The 19880-nt window shown below is 60.5% G+C and carries 23 protein-coding genes; 6 read left to right on the forward strand and 17 right to left on the reverse strand.

Annotation, left to right across the window (positions count from 1 at the left end):
• Positions 1 to 12: 12 nt before the first annotated feature.
• From ruvC to ruvB, 3 genes are read left to right on the forward strand one after another with little or no spacing between them, the layout of a single operon-like run.
• Positions 13 to 528: a crossover junction endodeoxyribonuclease RuvC gene (gene ruvC, locus F8A88_RS02160; protein WP_151149403.1), complete on the forward strand. Its 516-nt coding sequence runs from the start codon at positions 13 to 15 to the stop codon at positions 526 to 528.
• Positions 525 to 1151 carry a Holliday junction branch migration protein RuvA gene (ruvA, locus tag F8A88_RS02165; RefSeq protein ID WP_151149405.1) on the forward strand — a complete coding sequence of 209 codons (627 nt, stop codon included), beginning with the start codon at positions 525 to 527 and terminating at the stop codon, positions 1149 to 1151. Before ruvC ends, ruvA begins: the two co-directional genes overlap by 4 nt.
• Positions 1148 to 2146, forward strand: coding sequence for a Holliday junction branch migration DNA helicase RuvB (gene ruvB, locus F8A88_RS02170; protein ID WP_151149407.1), 999 nt, complete (start codon positions 1148 to 1150; stop codon positions 2144 to 2146). Before ruvA ends, ruvB begins: the two co-directional genes overlap by 4 nt.
• Positions 2147 to 2605: 459 nt before the next feature.
• On the opposite strand, the gene F8A88_RS02175 is transcribed toward ruvB, so the two are convergent.
• Complete coding sequence (locus F8A88_RS02175; protein WP_151149409.1) at positions 2606 to 3565, reverse strand: hypothetical protein; 960 nt, start codon at positions 3563 to 3565, stop codon at positions 2606 to 2608.
• 159 nt (positions 3566 to 3724) lie between these two features.
• Between F8A88_RS02175 and F8A88_RS02180 the strand changes: the two genes are divergently transcribed.
• Positions 3725 to 5143, forward strand: coding sequence for a sensor domain-containing diguanylate cyclase (locus F8A88_RS02180; protein WP_151149411.1), 1419 nt, complete (start codon positions 3725 to 3727; stop codon positions 5141 to 5143).
• Between the two features lie 515 nt (positions 5144 to 5658).
• Here the strand turns inward: F8A88_RS02180 and F8A88_RS02185 are convergent.
• From F8A88_RS02185 to argB, 3 genes are all read right to left on the reverse strand, one after another.
• The gene (locus F8A88_RS02185; protein ID WP_151149413.1) at positions 5659 to 6771 is read right to left on the reverse strand and encodes a M20/M25/M40 family metallo-hydrolase; all 1113 of its coding nucleotides are present in this window, start codon (positions 6769 to 6771) and stop codon (positions 5659 to 5661) included.
• A 109-nt stretch (positions 6772 to 6880) separates the two neighbouring features.
• Positions 6881 to 8062 carry a metallophosphoesterase gene (locus F8A88_RS02190; protein WP_151149415.1) on the reverse strand — a complete coding sequence of 394 codons (1182 nt, stop codon included), beginning with the start codon at positions 8060 to 8062 and terminating at the stop codon, positions 6881 to 6883.
• A 156-nt stretch (positions 8063 to 8218) separates the two neighbouring features.
• A complete protein-coding gene (gene argB, locus F8A88_RS02195) occupies positions 8219 to 9094 on the reverse strand; it encodes an acetylglutamate kinase (RefSeq protein ID WP_421958088.1) in 876 nt (291 codons plus the stop codon).
• 159 nt (positions 9095 to 9253) lie between these two features.
• Between argB and F8A88_RS02200 the strand changes: the two genes are divergently transcribed.
• Positions 9254 to 10474: a putative sulfate/molybdate transporter gene (locus tag F8A88_RS02200; protein WP_151149419.1), complete on the forward strand. Its 1221-nt coding sequence runs from the start codon at positions 9254 to 9256 to the stop codon at positions 10472 to 10474.
• 81 nt (positions 10475 to 10555) lie between these two features.
• Entirely contained in the window at positions 10556 to 10948 is a 393-nt protein-coding gene (locus F8A88_RS02205) for a hypothetical protein (RefSeq protein WP_151149421.1), read from the forward strand.
• Positions 10949 to 10960: 12 nt separating this feature from the next.
• Here F8A88_RS02205 and F8A88_RS02210 read toward each other — a convergent pair whose 3' ends face one another.
• From F8A88_RS02210 to F8A88_RS02265, 13 genes are all read right to left on the reverse strand, one after another.
• A complete protein-coding gene (locus tag F8A88_RS02210; RefSeq protein ID WP_151149423.1) occupies positions 10961 to 11695 on the reverse strand; it encodes a tetratricopeptide repeat protein in 735 nt (244 codons plus the stop codon).
• Between the two features lie 133 nt (positions 11696 to 11828).
• The gene (locus F8A88_RS15830; RefSeq protein ID WP_170283766.1) at positions 11829 to 11975 is read right to left on the reverse strand and encodes a hypothetical protein; all 147 of its coding nucleotides are present in this window, start codon (positions 11973 to 11975) and stop codon (positions 11829 to 11831) included.
• Positions 11976 to 12101: 126 nt separating this feature from the next.
• Complete coding sequence (locus tag F8A88_RS02215; protein WP_161598311.1) at positions 12102 to 13280, reverse strand: MFS transporter; 1179 nt, start codon at positions 13278 to 13280, stop codon at positions 12102 to 12104.
• 77 nt (positions 13281 to 13357) lie between these two features.
• A complete protein-coding gene (yfcE, locus tag F8A88_RS02220; protein WP_151149425.1) occupies positions 13358 to 13933 on the reverse strand; it encodes a phosphodiesterase in 576 nt (191 codons plus the stop codon).
• 35 nt (positions 13934 to 13968) lie between these two features.
• Positions 13969 to 15132 carry a glutamate 5-kinase gene (proB, locus tag F8A88_RS02225; protein ID WP_151149427.1) on the reverse strand — a complete coding sequence of 388 codons (1164 nt, stop codon included), beginning with the start codon at positions 15130 to 15132 and terminating at the stop codon, positions 13969 to 13971.
• Entirely contained in the window at positions 15122 to 16171 is a 1050-nt protein-coding gene (gene obgE / locus F8A88_RS02230) for a GTPase ObgE (RefSeq protein ID WP_151149429.1), read from the reverse strand. The genes proB and obgE overlap by 11 nt, the downstream gene beginning before the upstream one ends.
• A 134-nt stretch (positions 16172 to 16305) precedes the next feature.
• Positions 16306 to 16575 (reverse strand): 50S ribosomal protein L27, encoded by a 270-nt coding sequence (rpmA, locus tag F8A88_RS02235; RefSeq protein WP_151149431.1) that lies wholly within the window; start codon positions 16573 to 16575, stop codon positions 16306 to 16308.
• Between the two features lie 19 nt (positions 16576 to 16594).
• Positions 16595 to 16906 carry a 50S ribosomal protein L21 gene (gene rplU / locus F8A88_RS02240; protein ID WP_151149433.1) on the reverse strand — a complete coding sequence of 104 codons (312 nt, stop codon included), beginning with the start codon at positions 16904 to 16906 and terminating at the stop codon, positions 16595 to 16597.
• Between the two features lie 108 nt (positions 16907 to 17014).
• Positions 17015 to 17743: a ComF family protein gene (locus F8A88_RS02245; RefSeq protein ID WP_151149435.1), complete on the reverse strand. Its 729-nt coding sequence runs from the start codon at positions 17741 to 17743 to the stop codon at positions 17015 to 17017.
• The gene (locus tag F8A88_RS02250) at positions 17740 to 18348 is read right to left on the reverse strand and encodes a flavodoxin family protein (protein WP_151149437.1); all 609 of its coding nucleotides are present in this window, start codon (positions 18346 to 18348) and stop codon (positions 17740 to 17742) included. Before F8A88_RS02250 ends, F8A88_RS02245 begins: the two co-directional genes overlap by 4 nt.
• 9 nt (positions 18349 to 18357) lie before the next feature.
• Complete coding sequence (locus F8A88_RS02255; protein WP_151149439.1) at positions 18358 to 18543, reverse strand: hypothetical protein; 186 nt, start codon at positions 18541 to 18543, stop codon at positions 18358 to 18360.
• A 47-nt stretch (positions 18544 to 18590) separates the two neighbouring features.
• A complete protein-coding gene (locus F8A88_RS02260) occupies positions 18591 to 19226 on the reverse strand; it encodes an MBL fold metallo-hydrolase (protein ID WP_151149441.1) in 636 nt (211 codons plus the stop codon).
• The gene (locus tag F8A88_RS02265) at positions 19226 to 19747 is read right to left on the reverse strand and encodes a nitroreductase family protein (protein ID WP_151149442.1); all 522 of its coding nucleotides are present in this window, start codon (positions 19745 to 19747) and stop codon (positions 19226 to 19228) included. The genes F8A88_RS02260 and F8A88_RS02265 overlap by 1 nt, the downstream gene beginning before the upstream one ends.
• Positions 19748 to 19880: the final 133 nt, after the last annotated feature.

A 19880-nucleotide genomic window follows, 5' to 3' on the forward strand; every position in this document is an offset into this window, starting at 1 on the left:
GCGGGAGTAAGCATGGCGGACAAGGATTCCGGCATAGTGGTTCTGGGGCTGGACCCGGGATCGCGGGTCACGGGCTACGGCATTGTCCGCGAGGTTTCCGGACAGGTGACGCTCGTTGCCGAAGGAACCGTGCGCACGCCCGTCAAGAAATCCATGGCCACGCGGCTGGGCGTGATCTTTACGGAGCTGGCACAGCTCATCGAGGAACATGCCCCGGCCGAGGCCGCCATTGAAAACGTTTTTGTTTCCAAGAACGTCATGTCCGCGCTCAAGCTGGGGCAGGCCCGGGGCGCGGCCATGAGTGCGTGCGCCAGCAGCGGTCTGGACGTGGCCGAATACGAGCCCACCTACGTGAAAAAGAATCTCGTAGGTGTTGGCAACGCACCCAAGTCGCAGGTGGCCTACATGGTGGCCCACACTTTGGGCATCCGCAATCCCGGCTGGGCCGAGGACGCCTCGGACGCGCTGGCCGTGGCCATCTGCCATCTCAACGAGCGCAGGCTCAGGAAACTCACGGGGGGCGTATGATCGCGTATCTTGAAGGCCGTGTTCTGCAGGTGTCGGATTCCGGTCTCATTTTGCTCACGCCGGGCGGTGTGGGCTACGACATTGCCGCGCCGACCACCGTGCTTTCCAAGCTGCCCGCCATCGGCGAGGAGGCCCAGCTCTACATCCACACCGCCGTGGCCGAAAAGGCCATCGATCTGTACGGATTCGCCTCCCACGAGGATCGCGAAGTTTTTCGTACGCTCATTTCCATTGACAAGCTCGGCCCGAAAAAGGCCATGGCCATCCTGTCCCATTTCGATTCCGACCATTTGCGCGAGATCGCGTTTCGTGAGGATGCGGCCGCGCTGGCCACGGTGCCGGGCATCGGCCCCAAGTCCGCGCGCCAGATCCTCTGGAACCTCAAGGACAAGGTGGACAAGCTCGGCTCCGGCCGCACCATTGCCGCGTCTTCGGGCAAGGCCGAACAGCCGCGCGGGCCGCAGGGCGAATATTTCGACGCCCTTGCGGGCCTCAAGAACCTGGGGTACTCCGAAGAGGAGGCCCGGCCTCTGCTCAAGGAAATTTATGAACAGGAACCGGATCTTGACGCTGCCGCAGCCATCCGTGTGGCGCTCAAGAAAATAGCGACGGCCCGCACATGAGCAAATGCACCACGGTTGACGATACCATCCGTCCCAAACGTCTATCCGATTTCATCGGGCAGGAAGCCCTGCGTTCCAATCTGGACGTGTTCATCAAGGCAGCCACGGAAAACGGCCGTCCGCTGGACCATACCCTGTTTTACGGCAACCCCGGGCTGGGCAAGACAACGCTGGCCCGCATCATGTCGTCCGAACTGGGCGTGAATCTCGTTTCCACATCCGGGCCGGTGCTGGAACGCTCCGGCGACCTTGCCGCCATCCTCACCAATCTCGAAGAGGGCGACATCCTGTTCATCGATGAAATCCACCGCATGCCGCCCACCGTGGAAGAGGTGCTCTATCCGGCCATGGAGGATTTCCAGATCGATCTGGTCATCGGCTCCGGGCCCGGGGCGCGCACCGTGAAGATCGACCTCGCGCCGTTCACCTTGGTGGGCGCCACCACGCGCATCGGCCTGCTGACCTCGCCCCTGCGCGACCGTTTCGGCTGCGTGTTTCGCATAGAGTTTTATTCCCCGGACGAATTGGGCCGCATTGTTCAGCGGGCCGCGCGCATCATGGGGGTGGAAATTTCCGAGGACGGGGCTGAAACCATCGGCCGTCGTTCCCGTGGTACGCCGCGCATTGCCAACCGCCTGTTGCGCCGGGTGCGTGATTACGCCCACGTGCAGGGCGACGGCTCCATTGACACCGCCCTGGCCGAAATGGCGTTGGACCGGCTGGACGTGGACCCCTTTGGCCTCGACTACATGGACCGCAAGATCCTGACGGTCATGGTGGAGAACTATGCGGGCGGTCCGGTGGGCGTCAAGACACTGGCCGCGGCCTGCTCCGAAGAGGTCCGTACCATAGAAGAAATCTACGAACCCTATCTCATTCAATGCGGCTTTCTCAAGCGCACCCAGCGCGGCCGGGTTGTCACGCCCAAGGCCTACAAGCATCTCAAGATGCGCTGCTTGGATGATGGCGACGACGACCAGCACTCCCTTCTGTAACGGTGCCGGATAAAGGGCCGATAGCTGCGTTGCTGCAAAAAAAGCAGAGTCTCGCGTATGTAGGAATACGCGTCGTCCCTGCATTTTTTTTGCGCCTTGCTCTCCACCCTTTCTCCGGCCCCGTTCACAGGGGGCGATGGGCCGATAGCTGCGTTGCTGCAAAAAGCGCAGAGTCTCGCGAGTTCCCTCCGGGAGGGCAGGGCTTTGCCCTGCACCCGCAAAGGACGTGTCCCTTCAGACTGTCGATAACGACCTGATTGCTGCGTTGATGCAAAAAGATCAAAACCTCACGTACGTGAAGTACGTGTCGGCCTTGGTCTTTTTTTTCGCCTTGCTCTCAAGCCGTTTTCGACAGCCTGCCGGATTGAAATCCGGATTAAGAAGGTGGCCTCGCATAAACCACCAGCGGCCCGGTCAGCTTTGCTGACCGGGCCGCTCGCCAAAAAGTTTTGGAGGTTCTCAGGAACCTTTTTCAAAAGGTTCCTGAGCCGCCGGAGGCGTTGTCCTTCCTGCTCCCATACCGCGTGCCACCATCCTGAGCGCGGCGGCCAGCAGCCAGAGCGTGGCCAGCGGCAGCACCATGGTCTGGATGACAAACAGCGTCACAAGCCGCACCAGCGTGTCGCCCGTGTTTGCGGCCATGTCGGTAATGCGCTCCACAGCGGCCTGTACCCGCTTTTTGAGGTCCGAAAGTGCCGATAAATATGGGCGTGGATCGAGTTTTTCTGCCCACGAGCGGTCCTGCTCCATGGTTTGCTGTTCATCGGTTCCGGGCACCATGTCCTGCTGCAGCGCGTCCATGTCGGTTTCGGCCTGTTGTATTTCCGCCATGTCCGACCGGTAGTTCTCGGCCAGAAAACGCTGGTCCACATGATCATAAACGAGCACGGATACGGGGATCATGAGCCGCAGGATCACGGCCGCCACCATGATCTTGATTGCCAGTCTTCTGGCCCGGAGTCCGGCCCCCTGCCTGTTCCAGAGCGCGAGCGCATAAAGAACCAGCCCGATGCAGAGCAACACCTCCATGCTGAGCCATGGCGTGATGCGCAGCAGGAACTGCTGGATGCCCACCGAGGTCATGGCCGCCAGAAAAACCCATGAGGCCCGTTCCACGAGGTCGTTGATGGGATCAAGCACCTGTCCGGCCGCAAGGTCGAGGCCGAGGCCCATGGGCTGTAATTGTATCGAACTTTCCTGCACCAGCGAAATGGCCGCGTTCAACCCCTTGGCCGCGGCAAAGGCGGCTGACGTCTTGATCAGGGTCTCGTTCAGGTATTGCTGTGCCCGTTCGTCTACGGGCAATGGCCTGTTGACCTGCGCCGGGAAAAAATGAATGGCTGCGGCCAGAGCCAGAAGCATGACGCTGGCAACGGCCCTGCGAAATATCGTTGTTGTGTGCCGGTGTGTGGTCTGCATGCCGTTGTGTACCGCAGATGTCCGGATATGCACAAGGGAGGAGGGCGTCGATGCCCTTTGTCGGGTAGGTTCAAATAGTTTCGTATGGTCTTGAATGGAGGGACGAATTGTGGTTAACTCGCGGCTCACTTCGGGAGAGTGAGTCAAAGGTGAACTAAGGTGTCGCAGACCGGTATACTTCTTCAGGCGCTTGCCAAGGGCGCAGAGGCTTTGTCACACGGCTCGGGCTGGCCGGAAAACGTGGATACGTTGCTGGCCGAACTGGGCCGGGCCACGGGCGTCAGCCGTGTGTGGATATTTCAGAACATGGAGGTCAGCGAGAATTCGTTGATCCATGACTATGTGACCGAATGGACCGCATCCCCGCGCTATTCACTGGGAGATGTGCCTTCGATGCACATGTTCCAGGTTGACGCCGAAAATCGCGAATACTGGAAAATCATACAGGAACGCAAACGAGGCGAACATCAGGATCTGGTCATAGCCGACCTGCCTGATTGCTGGCTGCGCGCTTTTTTGCAGGAGCAGGGTGTCCTGTCCATGCTGACCTTTCCGGTAATGGTGGACGGCCAGTGGTGGGGCGTGCTCGGCCTTGATGATTGCGAGCGCGAAAAGCGTTGGGAAGAGGAGGAAATATCGGTCCTGCGGGCTGCGGTCTGCATGCTTTCCAATTCCATCCTGCGCAGCCGCCTGCATGCCCATGCCCGGCAGTTCGCCATTTTGCAGCGCATCACGGACAGCCTGACCTGGGAATATGATTTTATTCGGAACCGCATCTGGCTGGGAGGGCATTCCGTGAATACGGGCCGCACGGCTACAGGCAACAGCCATTCTCCGGTCCGGACCCTTTTGCACATGTTTCACCCCGAAGACCGTCGACCGTTTCTGCAGGGGGTGCAGCAATACATAGACAACGAGCAAGGCACCTTTCGACACGACATCCGGTTCCGGCGCAAGGGTAGCTGGGTCTGGGCCGAAGTTATCGGGACACTGGAACGCGACGACAAGGGCAGGCCCGTGCAGTTGGCCGGGATTGCGCTGGACATCCGCCGCCGCAAGCGCGAGGAAATGCACCTTGCCCGCGAGGCCCGGCTTGATCCGCTCACCGGCATTTCCAACCGCCGCACCTTTGACCATATGCTGGAACATCACCTGAACCGGGCCGAGGATGCGGGCGGCGATCTTTCGCTGTTGCTGATAGATTTCGACAGGTTCAAGCAGATCAACGACACCTGGGGCCACAGCGTGGGGGACATGGTACTCAAGAAATTCGTCAACATCTGTTCGGATTGCCTGCGTTCCGACGATGTCCTTGCGCGCATTGGCGGCGAGGAGTTTGCCATCATCCTGCCCGGGGCCACCTCCAGGGCCGCGATCCGTGTGGGCGAACGTATCCGGCTCGCCGTGGAAGAACTCAACCTGCTGCTCGAAGCCGGTGCGGTCTCCTTCACTATCAGCATAGGCTGCGTCACCAAAAACAAGAAACACGACACCCCCGATGCCTTTGTGCTTGATGCGGACAAGGCTCTCTACAAGGCCAAGCACAACGGCCGCAACTGCGTGGTGAAAGGGGACTGAAGCACGGGATCACGTCGTTGCTGTCCTCAGCGCGATGCCTCGCGTATGGTTGCATACGCCTCGGCCCCGCGCCTCGATTGCGCCTTGTGCTCCCGCACTTCATTCCCCTTTCACTTGGCGTTGAGCGGGGAGTGCGCAGAATATCATGGTGGGCGGTGTCTTGGTCGGCACGGGATCACGTGGTTGCTGCTCTCAGCGCGATGCCTCGCGTATATGTTTTTTTGGGATAAGCCATTTGGAGAGGCTCCTTTTTCAAAAGGGGCCTCCCCAAACCCTTCCCCCCAAACTTTTTGGCGCTTTTTTGGTGAGCGTATGGCTTTCCATCTTTTCATCAACCGCCGCGGCATCCGTAGGATGTCGCGGCAGAAAAGGGATGCAAGGGACGTGTCCCTTGCCCGCCGGAGGCGAAATCATCCATCCAATCCCGCCATGGGCGGGGTTCCCCCTGTGATAAAAAAACGGGCTCCCGAAGTCGAACTGCGGGAACCCGTATGGGTTTGGTCCGTGCGTGCGGCCTATTGCGGGCTTTTCATGAACTCGGCGATCATGCGGGCAGTGTCGACAATATCCTGAACCGCGATTTTTTCGCTGGTGGTGTGCACGTTGGTCATGCCGTTGGAGATGTTGATGACCCGGTAATCCTTGCCGTGCAGGATGTTGGCGTCGCTGCCGCCGCCACAGGGCACCGCGGCAAAGGGCAGGTCCAGTGCCTTGCAACAGGCGGCTGCGCGTTGCAGCAGCGGGTCGTCTTCGGGCACGTCCAGCGCGGGATAGGAGATTTCATAGTCGAAATCGATTGTGCCCCCGATTTTTCGGGCAGCTTCCTCGCAGCAGCTGTGCATGTGGTCCAGCTGCCAGCGCAGCTTGGCGTTGTCCAGCGAGCGCGCTTCGGCTGTGAACGAGCAGGTTTCGGCCACGATGTTGGTGACCGTGCCGCCGGAAATGGAACCGAGGTTGGCCGTGGTTTCCTCGTCCACGCGCAACAGGTTCATGCGCGCGATTGCATCGGCCGCGAGCTGGATGGCGGAAACGCCTTTTTCCGGCTCCATGCCCGCGTGGGCAGGCTTGCCGTGACAGGTGACCGTGATCCCGGCCTTGGCCGGGGCCTTGACCGTGACCGTGCCGATGGGACCGCCCGAGTCCGTGACCACCACGTTTTTCACGGGCAGGTCCGCAGGGTCGAGGTTCTTGGCTCCGTGCATGCCGGACTCCTCGGCGATGGTGAACAGCAGAAACAGGTCCGGGTGCTGTGCGTTTTCCTCGCCCATGTGCAGGGCCGCTTCGAGAATGGCGGCTATTCCGGCCTTGTCGTCGCTGCCGAGGATCGTCTCTCCGGCCGAGGTCACAATGCCGTCTTCGACCACCGGTTCGATTCCAAGGCAGGGCGGCACGCAGTCCATGTGTGCGGAAAAGGCCATGGGTTCGCCCGGGCCGTTGCCGGGAATGCGTACGATCACGTTGCCCGTGTTGCTTCCGGCCTTTTGTCCGGCCGCGTCCACGCGCACTTCCCAGCCTTGCTTTTTGGCAAAGTCTTTCAGGTATTCGGCCATGGCCGATTCCTTGAAGGACGGGCTGTCTATTTTTACCATATCGAGAAAATTATCCAGAAGTCGTTTCGGATCGAGCATTGTTCCTCCTGTGTGATTGTCTGAAAAAGAAATGCCCCAGATTCGGGGATTAATCAATGCCCGAAACAAAATGCGGTCGGTCCTGAGAGAATGCCCGAAGCGGTGGTGGTTATGCCCGGGTCAGGGTATGCAGGGTGATTTCCGGGATGGTGCCGAGCCGAAGCGGCGGTCCCCAATAGCCTGTGCCCACGTTGACGTAGAGGCGGGTGTTGTCCACCAGATGCAGGCCGCGTACGTAGGGCTGGAAATAATGGATTACGTGGGTCCAGGGGAAGAACTGCCCGCCGTGGGTGTGCCCGGAAAGCTGTATGTTCACGCCTGTCTTGCGTGCTTCGAATACGGACTTGGGCCGGTGGGCCAGCAGTATGGATGCATGGTGGGCCGGGGCGCTGGCCATGGCTTTTTGCGGGCTGGATTCGTGGGACGGCTCAATATGCCTGGCCCTGAGGTCGGCCACCCCGGCCATGAGCAGCCTGCCATTGCCGCGTTGCACCAGCTGGTGTTCGTCCACAAGCGGTTGGAAGCCAACATGCTCCACCTCGCGCAGCCATGAGCGGACCCCGGAATAGTATTCGTGGTTGCCGGTGCAGAAGAACTTGCCCAGCGGAGCCTTGAGGTCGGCCAGTGGGGCCACGTCCGGCCGCAGCCACGAGGCATGGCCGTCGATGAGGTCGCCGGTGTGGACGATCATGTCGGGGGTGAGTTTGTTGACCTCGTCCACGCAACGGGCCAGCCAGTCTCCCTTGATGGTCGGGCCGATGTGCGTGTCGGAAAGCTGTGCGATGGTCAGGCCGTTCAGGTCTGCGGGCAGGTTGGGCAGAGGGTGGTTTACCCGCACCACTTCCGGCATGCGGCGGGCCTCGAAGACGGAATAGGCGGTCAGGGGCGCGGCTCCGGCCACGATGAACGCATTGGCCGTGTTGATGAGCAGCCTGCGGCGTTCAGGGTCGTGGTTTTTGAAGAATATCTTGCGTTGGGCCGGCTTTTTGGGCCGGAGTTTTCGGGTCAGGGTCCGGAGGAGCAGGGCCGTATCCTTGAAAAGAAGGAACACGACCACAAAGGAGATAAAACCCAGTCCTATGTAGTCGGCCCACTGGACAGCGTCCAGCAGGGATTGGGGTACGCCCTTGTCCCGGAGCAGGCGGATCATGGGCGGTCCGATCAGCAATGCCCCCAAAAGTATCCATGCTGCCATGCGCACACCCGTTCTGCGGGACATGGGCACGATGACGCGCCAGCCCACATAGGCCGTCACGAAAACGGATACGGTCAGGACGATTATAAGCCACATGCGTGTGACGCTCCGGGTACGTTTTGGTCGTATTGTGTCCTAAAAAGCGTATTGGCGCAATATGGTGTGCGAATATGTTGGAAAAATGAAATAAAATACGAGGTTGGATGCGCGGACGGCAATGGCGTCGCTGCCTGCGCCGCCCTGCGCACGCCCCTAGGGCGTGATTTCCGTGCCAATGCCCGAACGAGTGAACATTTCCAGCAACACGCAGTTTTCCACCCGGCCGTCGATGATGTGCGCCTTTTCCACGGCGGGCAGGGCTTCCAGGCAGCACTTGATCTTGGGGATCATGCCGCCCTTGGCGGTGCCGTCCTCGATGACGGCAAAGGCTTCGTTGCGGTCCATGGAGGTGATGAGTTCTCCGTCCTTGTCCAGCAGCCCCGGAACATCGGTGAGCAGGTGCAGCCGTTTTGCGCCGAGCGCTGCTGCCACGGCACCGGCCACGGAGTCCGCGTTGATGTTGTATGTGTTGCCCTGATCGTCCACGCCCACGGGCGCTATGACCGGGATGAAACCGGATTGTTCCATGGTACGGATGACATCCACGTTGACTTCGGCCACTTCGCCCACCTTGCCCAGATCGATGATCTCCGGGGCCGTGTCATCCTTTTCAATGGCCAGTTCCTTGCGCTCGGCCTTGATGAGCATGCCGTCCTTGCCGGAAAGGCCCACGGCGCGGCCGCCGTGCATGTTGAGCAGGTTGACGATCTGCTTGTTGACCTTGCCAACCAGCACCATTTCCACCACGTCCATGGTGGCGGCGTCCGTAACCCGGTATCCCTGCCGGAACTGGGTTGGAATATTGAGCGCTTCGAGCATTTTTCCGATCTGCGGTCCGCCGCCGTGGACCACGACCGGGTTGACCCCGATGTATTTGAGCAGGATCACGTTCAGGGCAAACGCTTTTTTCAGGTCTTCGTCGATCATGGCGTTGCCGCCGTACTTGATGACCACGGTTTTTTTATAGAACTCGCTGATGTAGGGCAGGGTTTCGATGATGCCACGAGCCTGCTTCTGGTAGCGTTTCATGTCGCGTTCGGAAATGGGTTGTTTTTTCATGGGGGTATGTTCGCTCCGTTTCATTGCAATGACTGGCCGATAGTTGCCCAAGCCCGCCCGTAAGTCAATGGCCGGGGCAATGCGCATCATGCTGGTGACAGAACGCCCGGCTTGGGCTAACCTTGTGGCATGACCGACAATCACACGACGTTTTTGAGCGCCTTTCGTTTCAATCGCATGGAGTTGGCCGGTTCCCTGGGTGACCTCGGCACGTTGTTGCCGCTGGCCATGGGGCTGATCATGGTCAACGGCCTTGATCCGGTGGGGCTGTTCGTTTCCGTGGGACTGCTCTATATACTGGGCGGGCTGTATTACCGGGTTCCCATTGCCGTGCAACCCATGAAGGTCATTTCGGCCTATGCCATTGCAACGGCCGCAACCCCGGCGCAGATATCGGCTTCGGGCTGGCTGCTTGCGGGCATGCTGCTTTTTTTGGGGGTGAGCGGGCTTGTGGACAGGGTTTCGCGCCTCATACCCGTGTGTGTGGTGCGCGGGGTCCAGCTTTCCACGGGTGTGCTGCTCATGTCCAAGGGCGCGTCCTTCATCGCCGGAACCTCGGCGTACCAGCAGGCCCAGGGGGCCCCAGAACCGTTTCTGTCCGTGCAGTTTCTGGGACCGGTGCCGGTGGGCGCACTCATCGGTGCGGTGCTGGGCGTGGCCGCCCTGCTGCTTTTGAACAGCCGTCGTTTCCCGGCCGGCTTGGTGGTGGTCGTCGCCGGATTCGGCTGCGGGCTGCTGTTGGGCGGGGCCTCCGGGTTGGGCGGTGTGCATGCCGGATTTTTCCTGCCGGAAATTCTGCCGTTCGGCCTGCCTTCGGGGGTGGATTTCACGTGGGCGCTGCTGGCCCTCGCCCTGCCGCAGATTCCCATGACATTGGGCAATGCGGTCATCGCCAACCGAGACCTGAGCCATGAATATTTCGGGGGACAGAGCCGAAGGGTCACGGACCGGGCCCTGTGTGTGAGCATGGGGCTGGCCAACATGCTGGCCGCCCTGTTGGGCGGCATGCCCTTGTGCCACGGCGCAGGCGGGCTGGCCGCTCATTATCGTTTCGGGGCGAGAACCGCCGGTTCCAACCTGCTGATCGGCGGCGGTTTCCTGGTGCTGGCCTTGGGGCTTGGCGCCGGGGCGTTGCTTGTCCTGCGCCTGATTCCCCTTGCCGCGCTTGGCGTATTGCTTGTCTTTGCCGGAGTTCAGCTGGGACTGGCTATCATGGACCTCAGAAAACGCAGCGACATGTTCGTGACGCTGGCCATGTGCGGCATTGCCCTCGGTCTGAACCTGGCGTGGGCGTTCGGGGCCGGGCTGGGGCTGGCGCTGGTTTTGCGCAAGGGAACAGTCAGGGTCTGATGTTACGAAGTGTTTCCGTGATGATTATCATTCCTTCCGGTATGGATTGCGGTATTTTCATACCATACGGGGAGGATCGGTGTGAGGGTCTTGCGTCAGCTTTTCAACTGCGTGCTGGCAGGTTCCATCGGTAGTTTGCTTGCCTGCCTTATGTTGCGGGGAGCCGTGGCCGTGGGGTTCGAGGTGCCTGTGCGGGTCGGGGATGCCGGATTCTGCCTCGGCTGGGCCGTGCCCCGCATGGTGGTCTGGTCACTGTGGGGTGTGTTGTTCCTGTTGCCGTTTTTGTCCAACAGGTTGGTTCGCAAGGGATTGCTGATCAGTCTGGTGCCCAGCGCATTCATGTTTCTCGAAGCGTTGCTTCATGCCAACGGGCAATGGATCGGATCGGCCATCGCGTTCGTGCTGGTCTTCAATGCTGTCTGGGCATTGTGTACGGCCGGGTGGTTGATTTTGGACCGGCACTGGGAATTCTGAAGTGCTTGCGCTTCATGCGGAAAGGCGTTCGCAGTGACTCAGGAATTTTTGCGCTTCGACAAATGAGGGATTCAGGTCCAGCGCATTTTTCAGGGACTTCATGCACCCGTCACGGTCGCCCCGTTCATAATGAACCCGGGCGAGGTTGAAGTAGAGGTTCTCGTCCTTCTTCGTGAATTCAAGCGCCTTGTTGTAATACCGGAGCGATTCGTCATAATAGCCGTTTTTGCGCAGGCTGATGCCGAATTCGTTGAACCGCTTGCGCTGTTCCTCCACAAAGACCTCGTCGATGGACAGCAGCGTCTCCAGAACCTTTTTCAGTTTTTCAAATTCATTTTTCTCCGCATATACCTTTCCGAGCCCCATGTTGGCATCCACGTTGCGGTCGTCGATCATCAGCGCCTTGATGAACTGCCTTTCCGCCTCGTTGAGGTCGCCGTTTGCAAAGGCTTCGTTGCCCTGCCGTATTTTGCGTGCCAGTGACTCAAGGGCCGGGACCGTGTTCATGCGGTAGTAGGCCGGTTCCGGAGTGTAGGTGGTCAGGAATTGGGATTTTTTGACCGAATTCTTGATGCCGGACGGCACATGGTATTGGTTCAGGGGCTGCACCTCGAAATCATCGGGCGACAGGATTCTCACATACCAGTACGTGATATTTTCACGGTTGCGTTTGGTTCCGCCCGTGCCGATATCACCTTCCTTGAGCATTGAGAAAACACCCAGAATCTGCGGGAATTGTTGCACCATGCCTCCTTGGTCCTGCACTCCGTGTGCAATGGGGTATACTAAAGTGCTTCATGATAGAAGAGAGCCTTGGTCCAAGGCAATAGGTATAACTCCTTTTTTTATATGAAGGCTTTAGAATGCCCGGATCACGGGCTCAGGGTGCGACCAGACGGTACACGAACCGTTCGTAGCAACCGCACAGGGTTCGTGCCGCATCATAGGAAAGTCCCAATTCACGCAATCGGCAATAAACGTGCAAGGGGTTGAAATGATGTTGTATGTGTGCTCTGAATTGTTGCATTTTCCTGCTTCCCTTTGCCTTCTTATCGGCCGGGATGCGTTAGGACTATAGTCCTGTGCCGGGGGAACGGCTGTCGGCACCTGTTTTGTGCCGACCTGAACAGGATGGGGGATTCTCCCAAAAAAATCAGACAGGTGAGTTTTTCGTGCCGGGTTCGACCCCGAAGATTGCCAACAACAGGATGGCCACGGCACAGAGCAGGCCGCTCATGTACACGGCCTCCATGCCCAGCCATGCGTAGATGCCGCCCATGAGCATGGGCGCGGCGGTCTGGGAAAGGCGCAGGATCATGCCGTTGGCGGCCATGAACGCGCCGCGCTGTTCCATGGGGGCCAGGGAGGTGAGCATGGTCATGACCGTGGGTATGTTCAGGCCCTGGGCAATGCCGAAGCAACTCACGGGCAGGATGGTCAGCCAGAATCCGGGCATGTTCGGCACGCCCACCATACAGAGTCCGTAGAACAGTGCCCCGGTGGCCAGCAACGCCCTGTTTCCGAATCGTTCCGCCAGACTGCCCAGCCGGAATGACGCCAATGCCGTGGCCAGGGAAGCGGCAAGGAACACCGAGCCGATGGTGGCGGGCGTGGACTGGAAGCGCTGGTTCAGGAGTATGGGCAGGTAGGTCACGATGGGGCCGTAGAGGATCACGAAAGTCAGGAACGTGGTGGCGAAAAGCACCAGTGCGCTTCTGGAGCGCATCTGCTGCAGGGTATCGCGCATGTAGGCGCCCAGCCCCACCTTGCTGCGGGGTTCGGGGTTGTTCATGCGCAGGGTGATGGCCAGTCCGAGGGGAATGGCCAGCAACGGCAGCACGAAAGGCCAGTTCCAGCCCAGCATTGCCAGCGCGCCGCCGATGGCCGGGAATATGGCTGTGCCCAATGAGAGCACGCCGGCGTTATAGCCCATGGCAGTGCTGCGGTCGCGTCCCGAATAGAGGTCGCCGATCATGGTTCCGTAGAGCACGCCCAGCGGGGCCGCCCCCATGCCCTGCACGAATCGCAGTACCAGCAGGGTGCGCACGTCGCGGGCAAAGAAGCAGCAGAAACCGGCGATTCCGAACAGAAACAGGGACGGGACGAGGATTTTTTTTCGCCCCAAGCGGTCTGCCAGAACCCCCACAAGGGGCGAGAACAGCACGCCGGGCAGGGTGAACGCGGCAATGACCGTGCCTATGGTGGCCGGGGTCATGTGCAGGCCCTGCATGATGTCGGGGAGCGCAGGGATGATGCTGGATACACCCAGCACAGCCATGAGTGTGACCCCGAAAACGAACTGGAGTTTTCTGTGCAGATAGAGCTTGGACAATGGTGTTCCGCCTGTTGATGCGTTGGAGAGGGACCATACGCCACTTGTGTGCGAATGAAAACCCGGGCTTGTGATCGTCAGGCGGTTTTCTGCTCGGTCATGGTTGCGGGGAACAGGCGGTCTTCCAGAACCGTGTTGCCGTCCATGTCCATGGCGCGGAACACGCCGTTTTCATACAGGCCATAGCCCGCAACCGAGCCCTCCTTGGGCAGGCAGGGACAGCCGGGGTTCCATATGTGGATGCCGTTTTCCACCCGGGCGGACGGAAAGTGCACATGACCGGAGGCGAACACGTCGCCCGGCATGAGCGGGGGCAGATTGGACGGGGACCACAGGTGTCCGTGGGTCAGGAACATGCGTTTTCCATCCGCAACCAGCCATGCGAAATCGCAGGTCATGGGGAATTCCAGCAGGGTCTGGTCCACTTCGCTGTCGCAGTTGCCGCGCACGGATACGATCTTCTGTTTGTACCGGTTGAGCATCTGCGCGGTGGCCTTGGGGTCGTATCCCTCGGTCAGGGGGTTGCGCGGTCCGTGGTAGAGAATGTCGCCCAACAGGGCGATCATGTCCACGTTGGCGGTGTCGGCAATGTCGAGCAGTTGGCGTGTGCGCGGCGCATTGCCGTGCAGGTCGCCGATGAACAATATTTTCATGGGTGAGTGCTCCGAATGGAATTATGGGAATTGGTTCAGATGGCAGCGTCCGGCAACAGGTTGTCCCGGTGGACGGCTTCCTTGTAATGTACCGGACCGATCAGGGCTTCGATCTGCGAGGTGCGCAAGCCCTTGATGCTGTTCAGGTCGTCGGACGAATAATTGGTCAGGCCAACGCCGATGGTGGTGTCGTCCTGCGTGCAGATGCGCACCAGCGCGCCGGGCTCGAAACAGCCCTTGACCGTGGTGATGCCGGCGGGCAGCAGGCTTTTGCCCTTGGCTGTCAGTGCGCGGGCAGCACCGCTGTCCACCGTGATGGTCCCGGCAGGTTCGTCGTGGTAGGCCATCCAGAATTTTTTGCTGGAAACCGTGTGGTCCTCGGGCAGCACCAGCGTGCCCGGACCGTTGTCATCCAGGGCGTGCTCAAGGGAAAACCGGTTTTTTCCGGATACGATGAGTGTGGGCACGCCGAGCTGTGCCGCGCGGCGCGCTGCCCGGAGCTTGGAATACATGCCGCCCGAGCCGGATGCGGTCTTGCCGTCGCACATGGCGTCGATGTCCAGCGCGGCAATGTTCTCGATCAGGGGCATGCAGGCCGCGTCCGGGTTCTTGTCCGGGTTCTTGTCGAATACGCCGTCGGCCGAGGTCAGGTTGATATACAGGTCCGCGCCGATCAGGCCCACGGCCATGGCGCCCAACGTGTCGTTGTCCCCGAATTGGAGTTCCTTGACCGACACGGTGTCGTTTTCGTTGATGATGGGGATGACATCCCACGCCAGCAGTTGTTCCAGTGTGTTGCGGGCGTTGAGAAATCTCTTGCGGTCGCGCAGGCCATCGCGGGTCAGCAGTATCTGGGCCGTGGCCTTGCCGAACCAGCCGAAGGCCTCGTCGTAGTCGTGCATGAGGCGCCCTTGGCCCACGGCGGATGCAGCCTGCCGCGCGGGCAGGTCGCTGATGGCTCCGGCCACCGAGCTGCCCAGAGTCTCCGCTATGCGGGTGCGCCCCGCTGCCACTGCGCCGGAGGACACCAGTACAATGCCGATGCCCCTGTCGTGCAGCCGGGCCAGTTGACCGGCCAGCCGGATGATGGTCTTGCGGTTGATGCCGTCCTGCGTGGTCAGTACCGCACTGCCCACCTTGACCACGATGCGTCGGGCATCCTGCAGCAGGTGGGCGCGGCCGTTGCGACTATTGCTCATGGTCTCCGGCTTCCTGTTGCGCAGTTTCCAGCGCGCGGAGCTGCCGCCACATTTCGTCGAGCAGCGCGTCCACACCCTGACCGGTGAGGGCCGAAATGAAAAAAACCGTCGTATCGCCGCAGGCCTGCCGGAGTTGTTCCAGCTCTTCCGGGGCAAGAGTGTCGATTTTGTTGATGACGCGGATCTGGGGCTTTTTGGACATGTCCTTGTTGAAGCACTCAAGCTCCTCGTTGAGCATGTCGTAGCCGTCAAGGGGGTTTTCCCGATTCAGGTCTTCGGCCGCAAGGATGTGCACCAGAAAGCGGGTCCGCTCCACATGCTTGAGAAATGTGTGCCCCAGCCCCTGTCCTTCGCTGGCACCTTCGATGAGGCCCGGGATGTCCGCGATGACCATGTGTTGGAAATTTTCATCTTCCACCACGCCGAGATTGGGCACCAGCGTGGTAAAGGGATAGGCCGCGATCTTGGGCCGTGCTGCCGAAACTTTCGAGATGAAGGTGGATTTGCCCGCATTGGGCAGGCCGAGCAGGCCCACGTCCGCCAATACCTTGAGCTCGAGGCGCAGGTGTTTTTCCTCGCCGGGCTTGCCTTCTTCGGCAAAGCGGGGTGTGCGGTTGGTGGACGATTTGAAATGGATGTTGCCCCGGCCGCCTTCGCCGCCGTTGCAGATCACGAACTCCGTGCCGTCGCTGACAAGGTCCGTGAGCAGCTTTTCGTGGCGCTCGCCATTTTCATCCTCGGTCACTTCATAGACCAGCGTGCCCACGGGCAGGTCGATGTACAGGTCGTCGGCGGCCTTGCCATATTTGTCGCGGCCCATGCCGGGCTGGCCGTTGCGCGCCTCATACAGCCTGCGCAGCCGGAAATCGTACAGGGTCATGAGCCGGTTGGAGGCGCGCATGATGACATCGCCGCCCTTGCCGCCGTCGCCGCCGTCCGGTCCGCCCTTGGGCCGGTTGGCCTCGCGGCGCAGGGACGCGCAGCCGTTGCCGCCCTTGCCGGAACGAACTGTGATGGTAGCCTCGTCAACGAATCGCATGCATGCCTCCGGCCTTTTGCGCCAGCATCAGGAAATTTGTTTGGGTAATACCCCAGTTGCGCCCCGTGGTCCAGAGCGCACGAAAAGGGCAGAAGGCATGTGCCTCCTGCCCTCGAAAAAAGTTTCCGGAAAGCCTAGGCTTCGGCCGGAAGCACGTGCACGCGGGTTTTGACTGCGCGCTTGCGGGTGTACTTTTCGTACGTGACCACGCCGTCCACCAGAGCGAACAGGGTGTAGTCCTTGCCCATGCCCACGCCCTCGCCGGGGTGGACCTTGGTGCCGAGCTGGCGCACAAGAATGTTGCCTGCTGCGACGGACTGACCGCCGAAGCGCTTGATGCCTCGCCGTTGTCCGGCACTGTCGCGACCGTTTCTGGAACTACCAGCAGCTTTTTTATGAGCCATGATATCCTCCCCTCACGCGCTAGGCGGTGATGGATTTGACTTTCAGTTGAGTGTAGTCGTGACGGTGACCCTGGGTCTTGCGGGCATCCTTCTTGGGCAGCTTGTGAAAGACGATGACTTTCTTGCCGCGGGTGTGTCCGAGAACCTCGCATTCGACCTTGGCGCCGTCCACATAGGGAGCGCCGATCTTGGTGTCGCCCTTGGCGTCCACCAACAGGACCTTGTCGATAGCCAGCGTGTCGCCAGCGTTGGCCTTCATGAGATCTACATTGAATTCAAGGCCTTCTTCAACGCGGTACTGTTTCCCGCCAGCCTCGATGATAGCAAACATAAAAATATCCTCCGTTCGTAAGAGACGGCAAGCTAGCCGCAATCAACGCGTTTAGTCAAGCCTCTGAGGGAAATATTTCGTGTTTTTTTTGCATTTCACGCATGATGGTCACGATTGCCTCCCGGCCACGCTTAAAACCAGCACGTCGATGCGCACGGCTCCGGCCTTTCGCAGGGTCCTCGCGCACTCGGTCAGGGTGGCTCCGGTGGTCAGCACGTCGTCCACCAGAAGCACGTTTTTTCCCTGCACGGAACCGTCGGCCGCAAAGGCACCCCGGATGTTCGTGCGTCGTTGGTCCGGTTTGAGCCGCGTCTGCGGTTCGGTGTGTCGGGTACGGCGTAGCGCGTTGCGGTCCAGCGTGGCTTGGGCTGTCCGCGCCACGGGGCGTGCCAGCTCAAGGCTCTGGTTGTAGCCGCGCCAGACGAGACGTTTTTTGTGCAGGGGCACCGGAATGACCAGTTGCGGAGCCGGAGTGTCCATGCGGACCTGCGCCTGGGTGATCATATGCCGGAGCAGGGCCGAAAGGTGCAGTCCTTGCCGAAATTTGAAGGCCAGTACAAGTTCGCGCAGCAGTCCTTCATGCGGGCCGTGAAATCCCAGCGCGTCCCACGGCGGCGGCGTGGTGCGGCAGGCGGCGCAGAGGTGAACGGGGTCGTTGTTTTCCCCGAAGATCAGGCCGCAGCGCGGGCAGAATCCACCGGTGCGCGGGCGCAGGTGTTCGGCGCATTCGGGGCAGAGCCTGTTTCGGGCGTGCTGGGTGCCGCACACGGCGCAACGGCCCCGGCCCGTGGTGGCGAGCCGTGCCAGCCGGGCCAGAGCGCGGCGCACCATGCTCATTCGAGGCTCTGTTTCCAGGCCTGTGCAGCCATGGCGCGGATGGCGCGGGCCTGTTCGTCCTGCTCGTCGAGGTCGCCCGGAGCGTCCACCCCGCGGAGGCACATGGATTCGCCAGGGCTGATGTTGAAGTTCCACAGGAAGTATTTGAGGGAGAGTTGCGCGCCCTCGAACAGGCGTTCGCCCGTGGGACGCCCTGCCACGAATACGCTGTGAGCCTTGCGCACGGGAAGATCCGCCACCCACGCTTCCTTGTCCATGCGCGCCTTCCAGAATTGCTGGCCGCGGTCGATCCATGTCTTGAAGCGCGACGGCAGGTGATAGAAGTATATGGGCGTGGAAAAGAAGACCAGCCGTGCGGAAAAGAGCGGTTCGAACAGGACGGCCGCATCGTCCTTGGGTCCGAGGATGCAGCGGTCTTCAAGGCGGCCGTCCACGTTGCGGTCGCAGTGGCCGCAGGCCTTGCAGTGCATGACCTCATGGTCGCGCACGGTCATGATCCGGGCCGTTCCCCCGGCCTCGGCAACACCCTGCTTCAGGATTCGGGCCACCGTATCGGAATTACCCTTGCGGTGGCTGCAGGCATAAATGACAGCCGTGTCGTGCATGGTCGCTCCTTACTTGTCGTATACCGGCTCCTTGCGCCGGAAGGTGAAAAGAAGGTCCGGACCCTGTTCACTGGACTCGATGGTCCAGTCCGGGTGCATGTCCATGGCATAGCGCACGGAATCCGCCGAACCGGGCGACGCCAGTATCTCGACCTGATCGGTCTTTGCAAAACGGAGGTACCAACTTACCTCCATGCTCACGCCTCAGCACTTGCCGCGAATGTCGGCCTTCATGACCTCGCTCATTGCGCCTCCGTGCGAAATTCCGAAAAGAACGGATTGTGGTTTTTCTCGTCGTCCACCGTGGTGTCAGGTCCGTGGCCCGGAAAGAGTTTCGTGTGGCCGGGCAGGGTGAAGATGTGGTCGGCAACGGATTTCTTGAGCACCTCGAGGCTGCCGCCGGGAAAGTCGGTTCTGCCGATGGAACGGTAGAAGATGAGGTCGCCCACAAAGCATACGGCCGCGTCCGGAAAATGGAAGGACAGGCTGCCCTGGGAATGTCCGGGCGTGTGGAATGCCTCGCAGCGCATACCCGCAAATTCGTGCTCGCCTGCTTTGATCTCCTGTATTTCATACTCTTCCACCACGGGCAGCCCCATCATGCCGCCGCGTCCGAGTTCGGACGAGAGCAGGGGCAGGTCGTCGGCGCAGGCCAGTATGGGCAGACCGGTGGCCCGGGCAAAGGCCGCATTGCCGTATGTGTGGTCGAAATGGAGGTGCGTATTCAGGATATTGGCCGCCTTGAGGCCGTTTTCCTCAAGGTATTGCAACACCGGAGCCGGATCGCCGCCCGGGTCCACCACAACGGCGAGACCGTCTGCGGCAAGGATATGGCAGTTGGTTTCCAATGGACCCAGCGGGATGGTCTTTATGTGCATCAAAGCGCCTCCAGAAGCAGCTCGTTCATGGTTTTCCGTTCGGAACTTCCTTTCTGCGCGGGGTGTCCCACGGCCAGAACGGCCTGAAGTTCATAAGTGTTCTCGTCGAGGCCCATGGCGTTCAGCGCTGTGGCCTGATCATTGATGATCTGTCCGAGCCACACGGCCCCAAGCCCTTTGGCGTGGGCGGCCAGCAGCATGTTCTGAATGCAGGCGCCCGCGCCCTGATGGTCCTTCATGGGGCTGTACATGGCTTCCTTTTCCAGCAACACGCATACGAGGGCTTGAGCCTGGCGCACGACGTGGGCGTATTTGGTGCAATCGGCCAGTCGTTCTGCGCGGGGATCCTCCGGGCGGATCACCAGAAAGCGCCACGGCTGGTTGTTCAGTCCGCTGGGTGCCCAGCGTCCGGCCTCGAGCATGGCCTCCAGATGCTCACGCTCCACGGGTTGGTCCGTGAATTTGCGTATGCTGCGCCGCTGGCGCATGGCCTCCAGTACGGCCTTGGCATGGTCGTTCATTGTTTCTCCGTTTGGTTTGCCGCATCAGTGTAGCGTGTCGTCTTTTTCGGGGCAAGGGCGCGTTGACCGGGGCTCTTGCAACCTTTGCCCGAAAACGGGTATGCTGGATCATGGAAAACCGTTCTGCCGCACG

This window comes from Pseudodesulfovibrio senegalensis (assembly GCF_008830225.1).
GTDB classification, from domain to species: Bacteria; Desulfobacterota; Desulfovibrionia; order Desulfovibrionales; family Desulfovibrionaceae; genus Pseudodesulfovibrio; species Pseudodesulfovibrio senegalensis.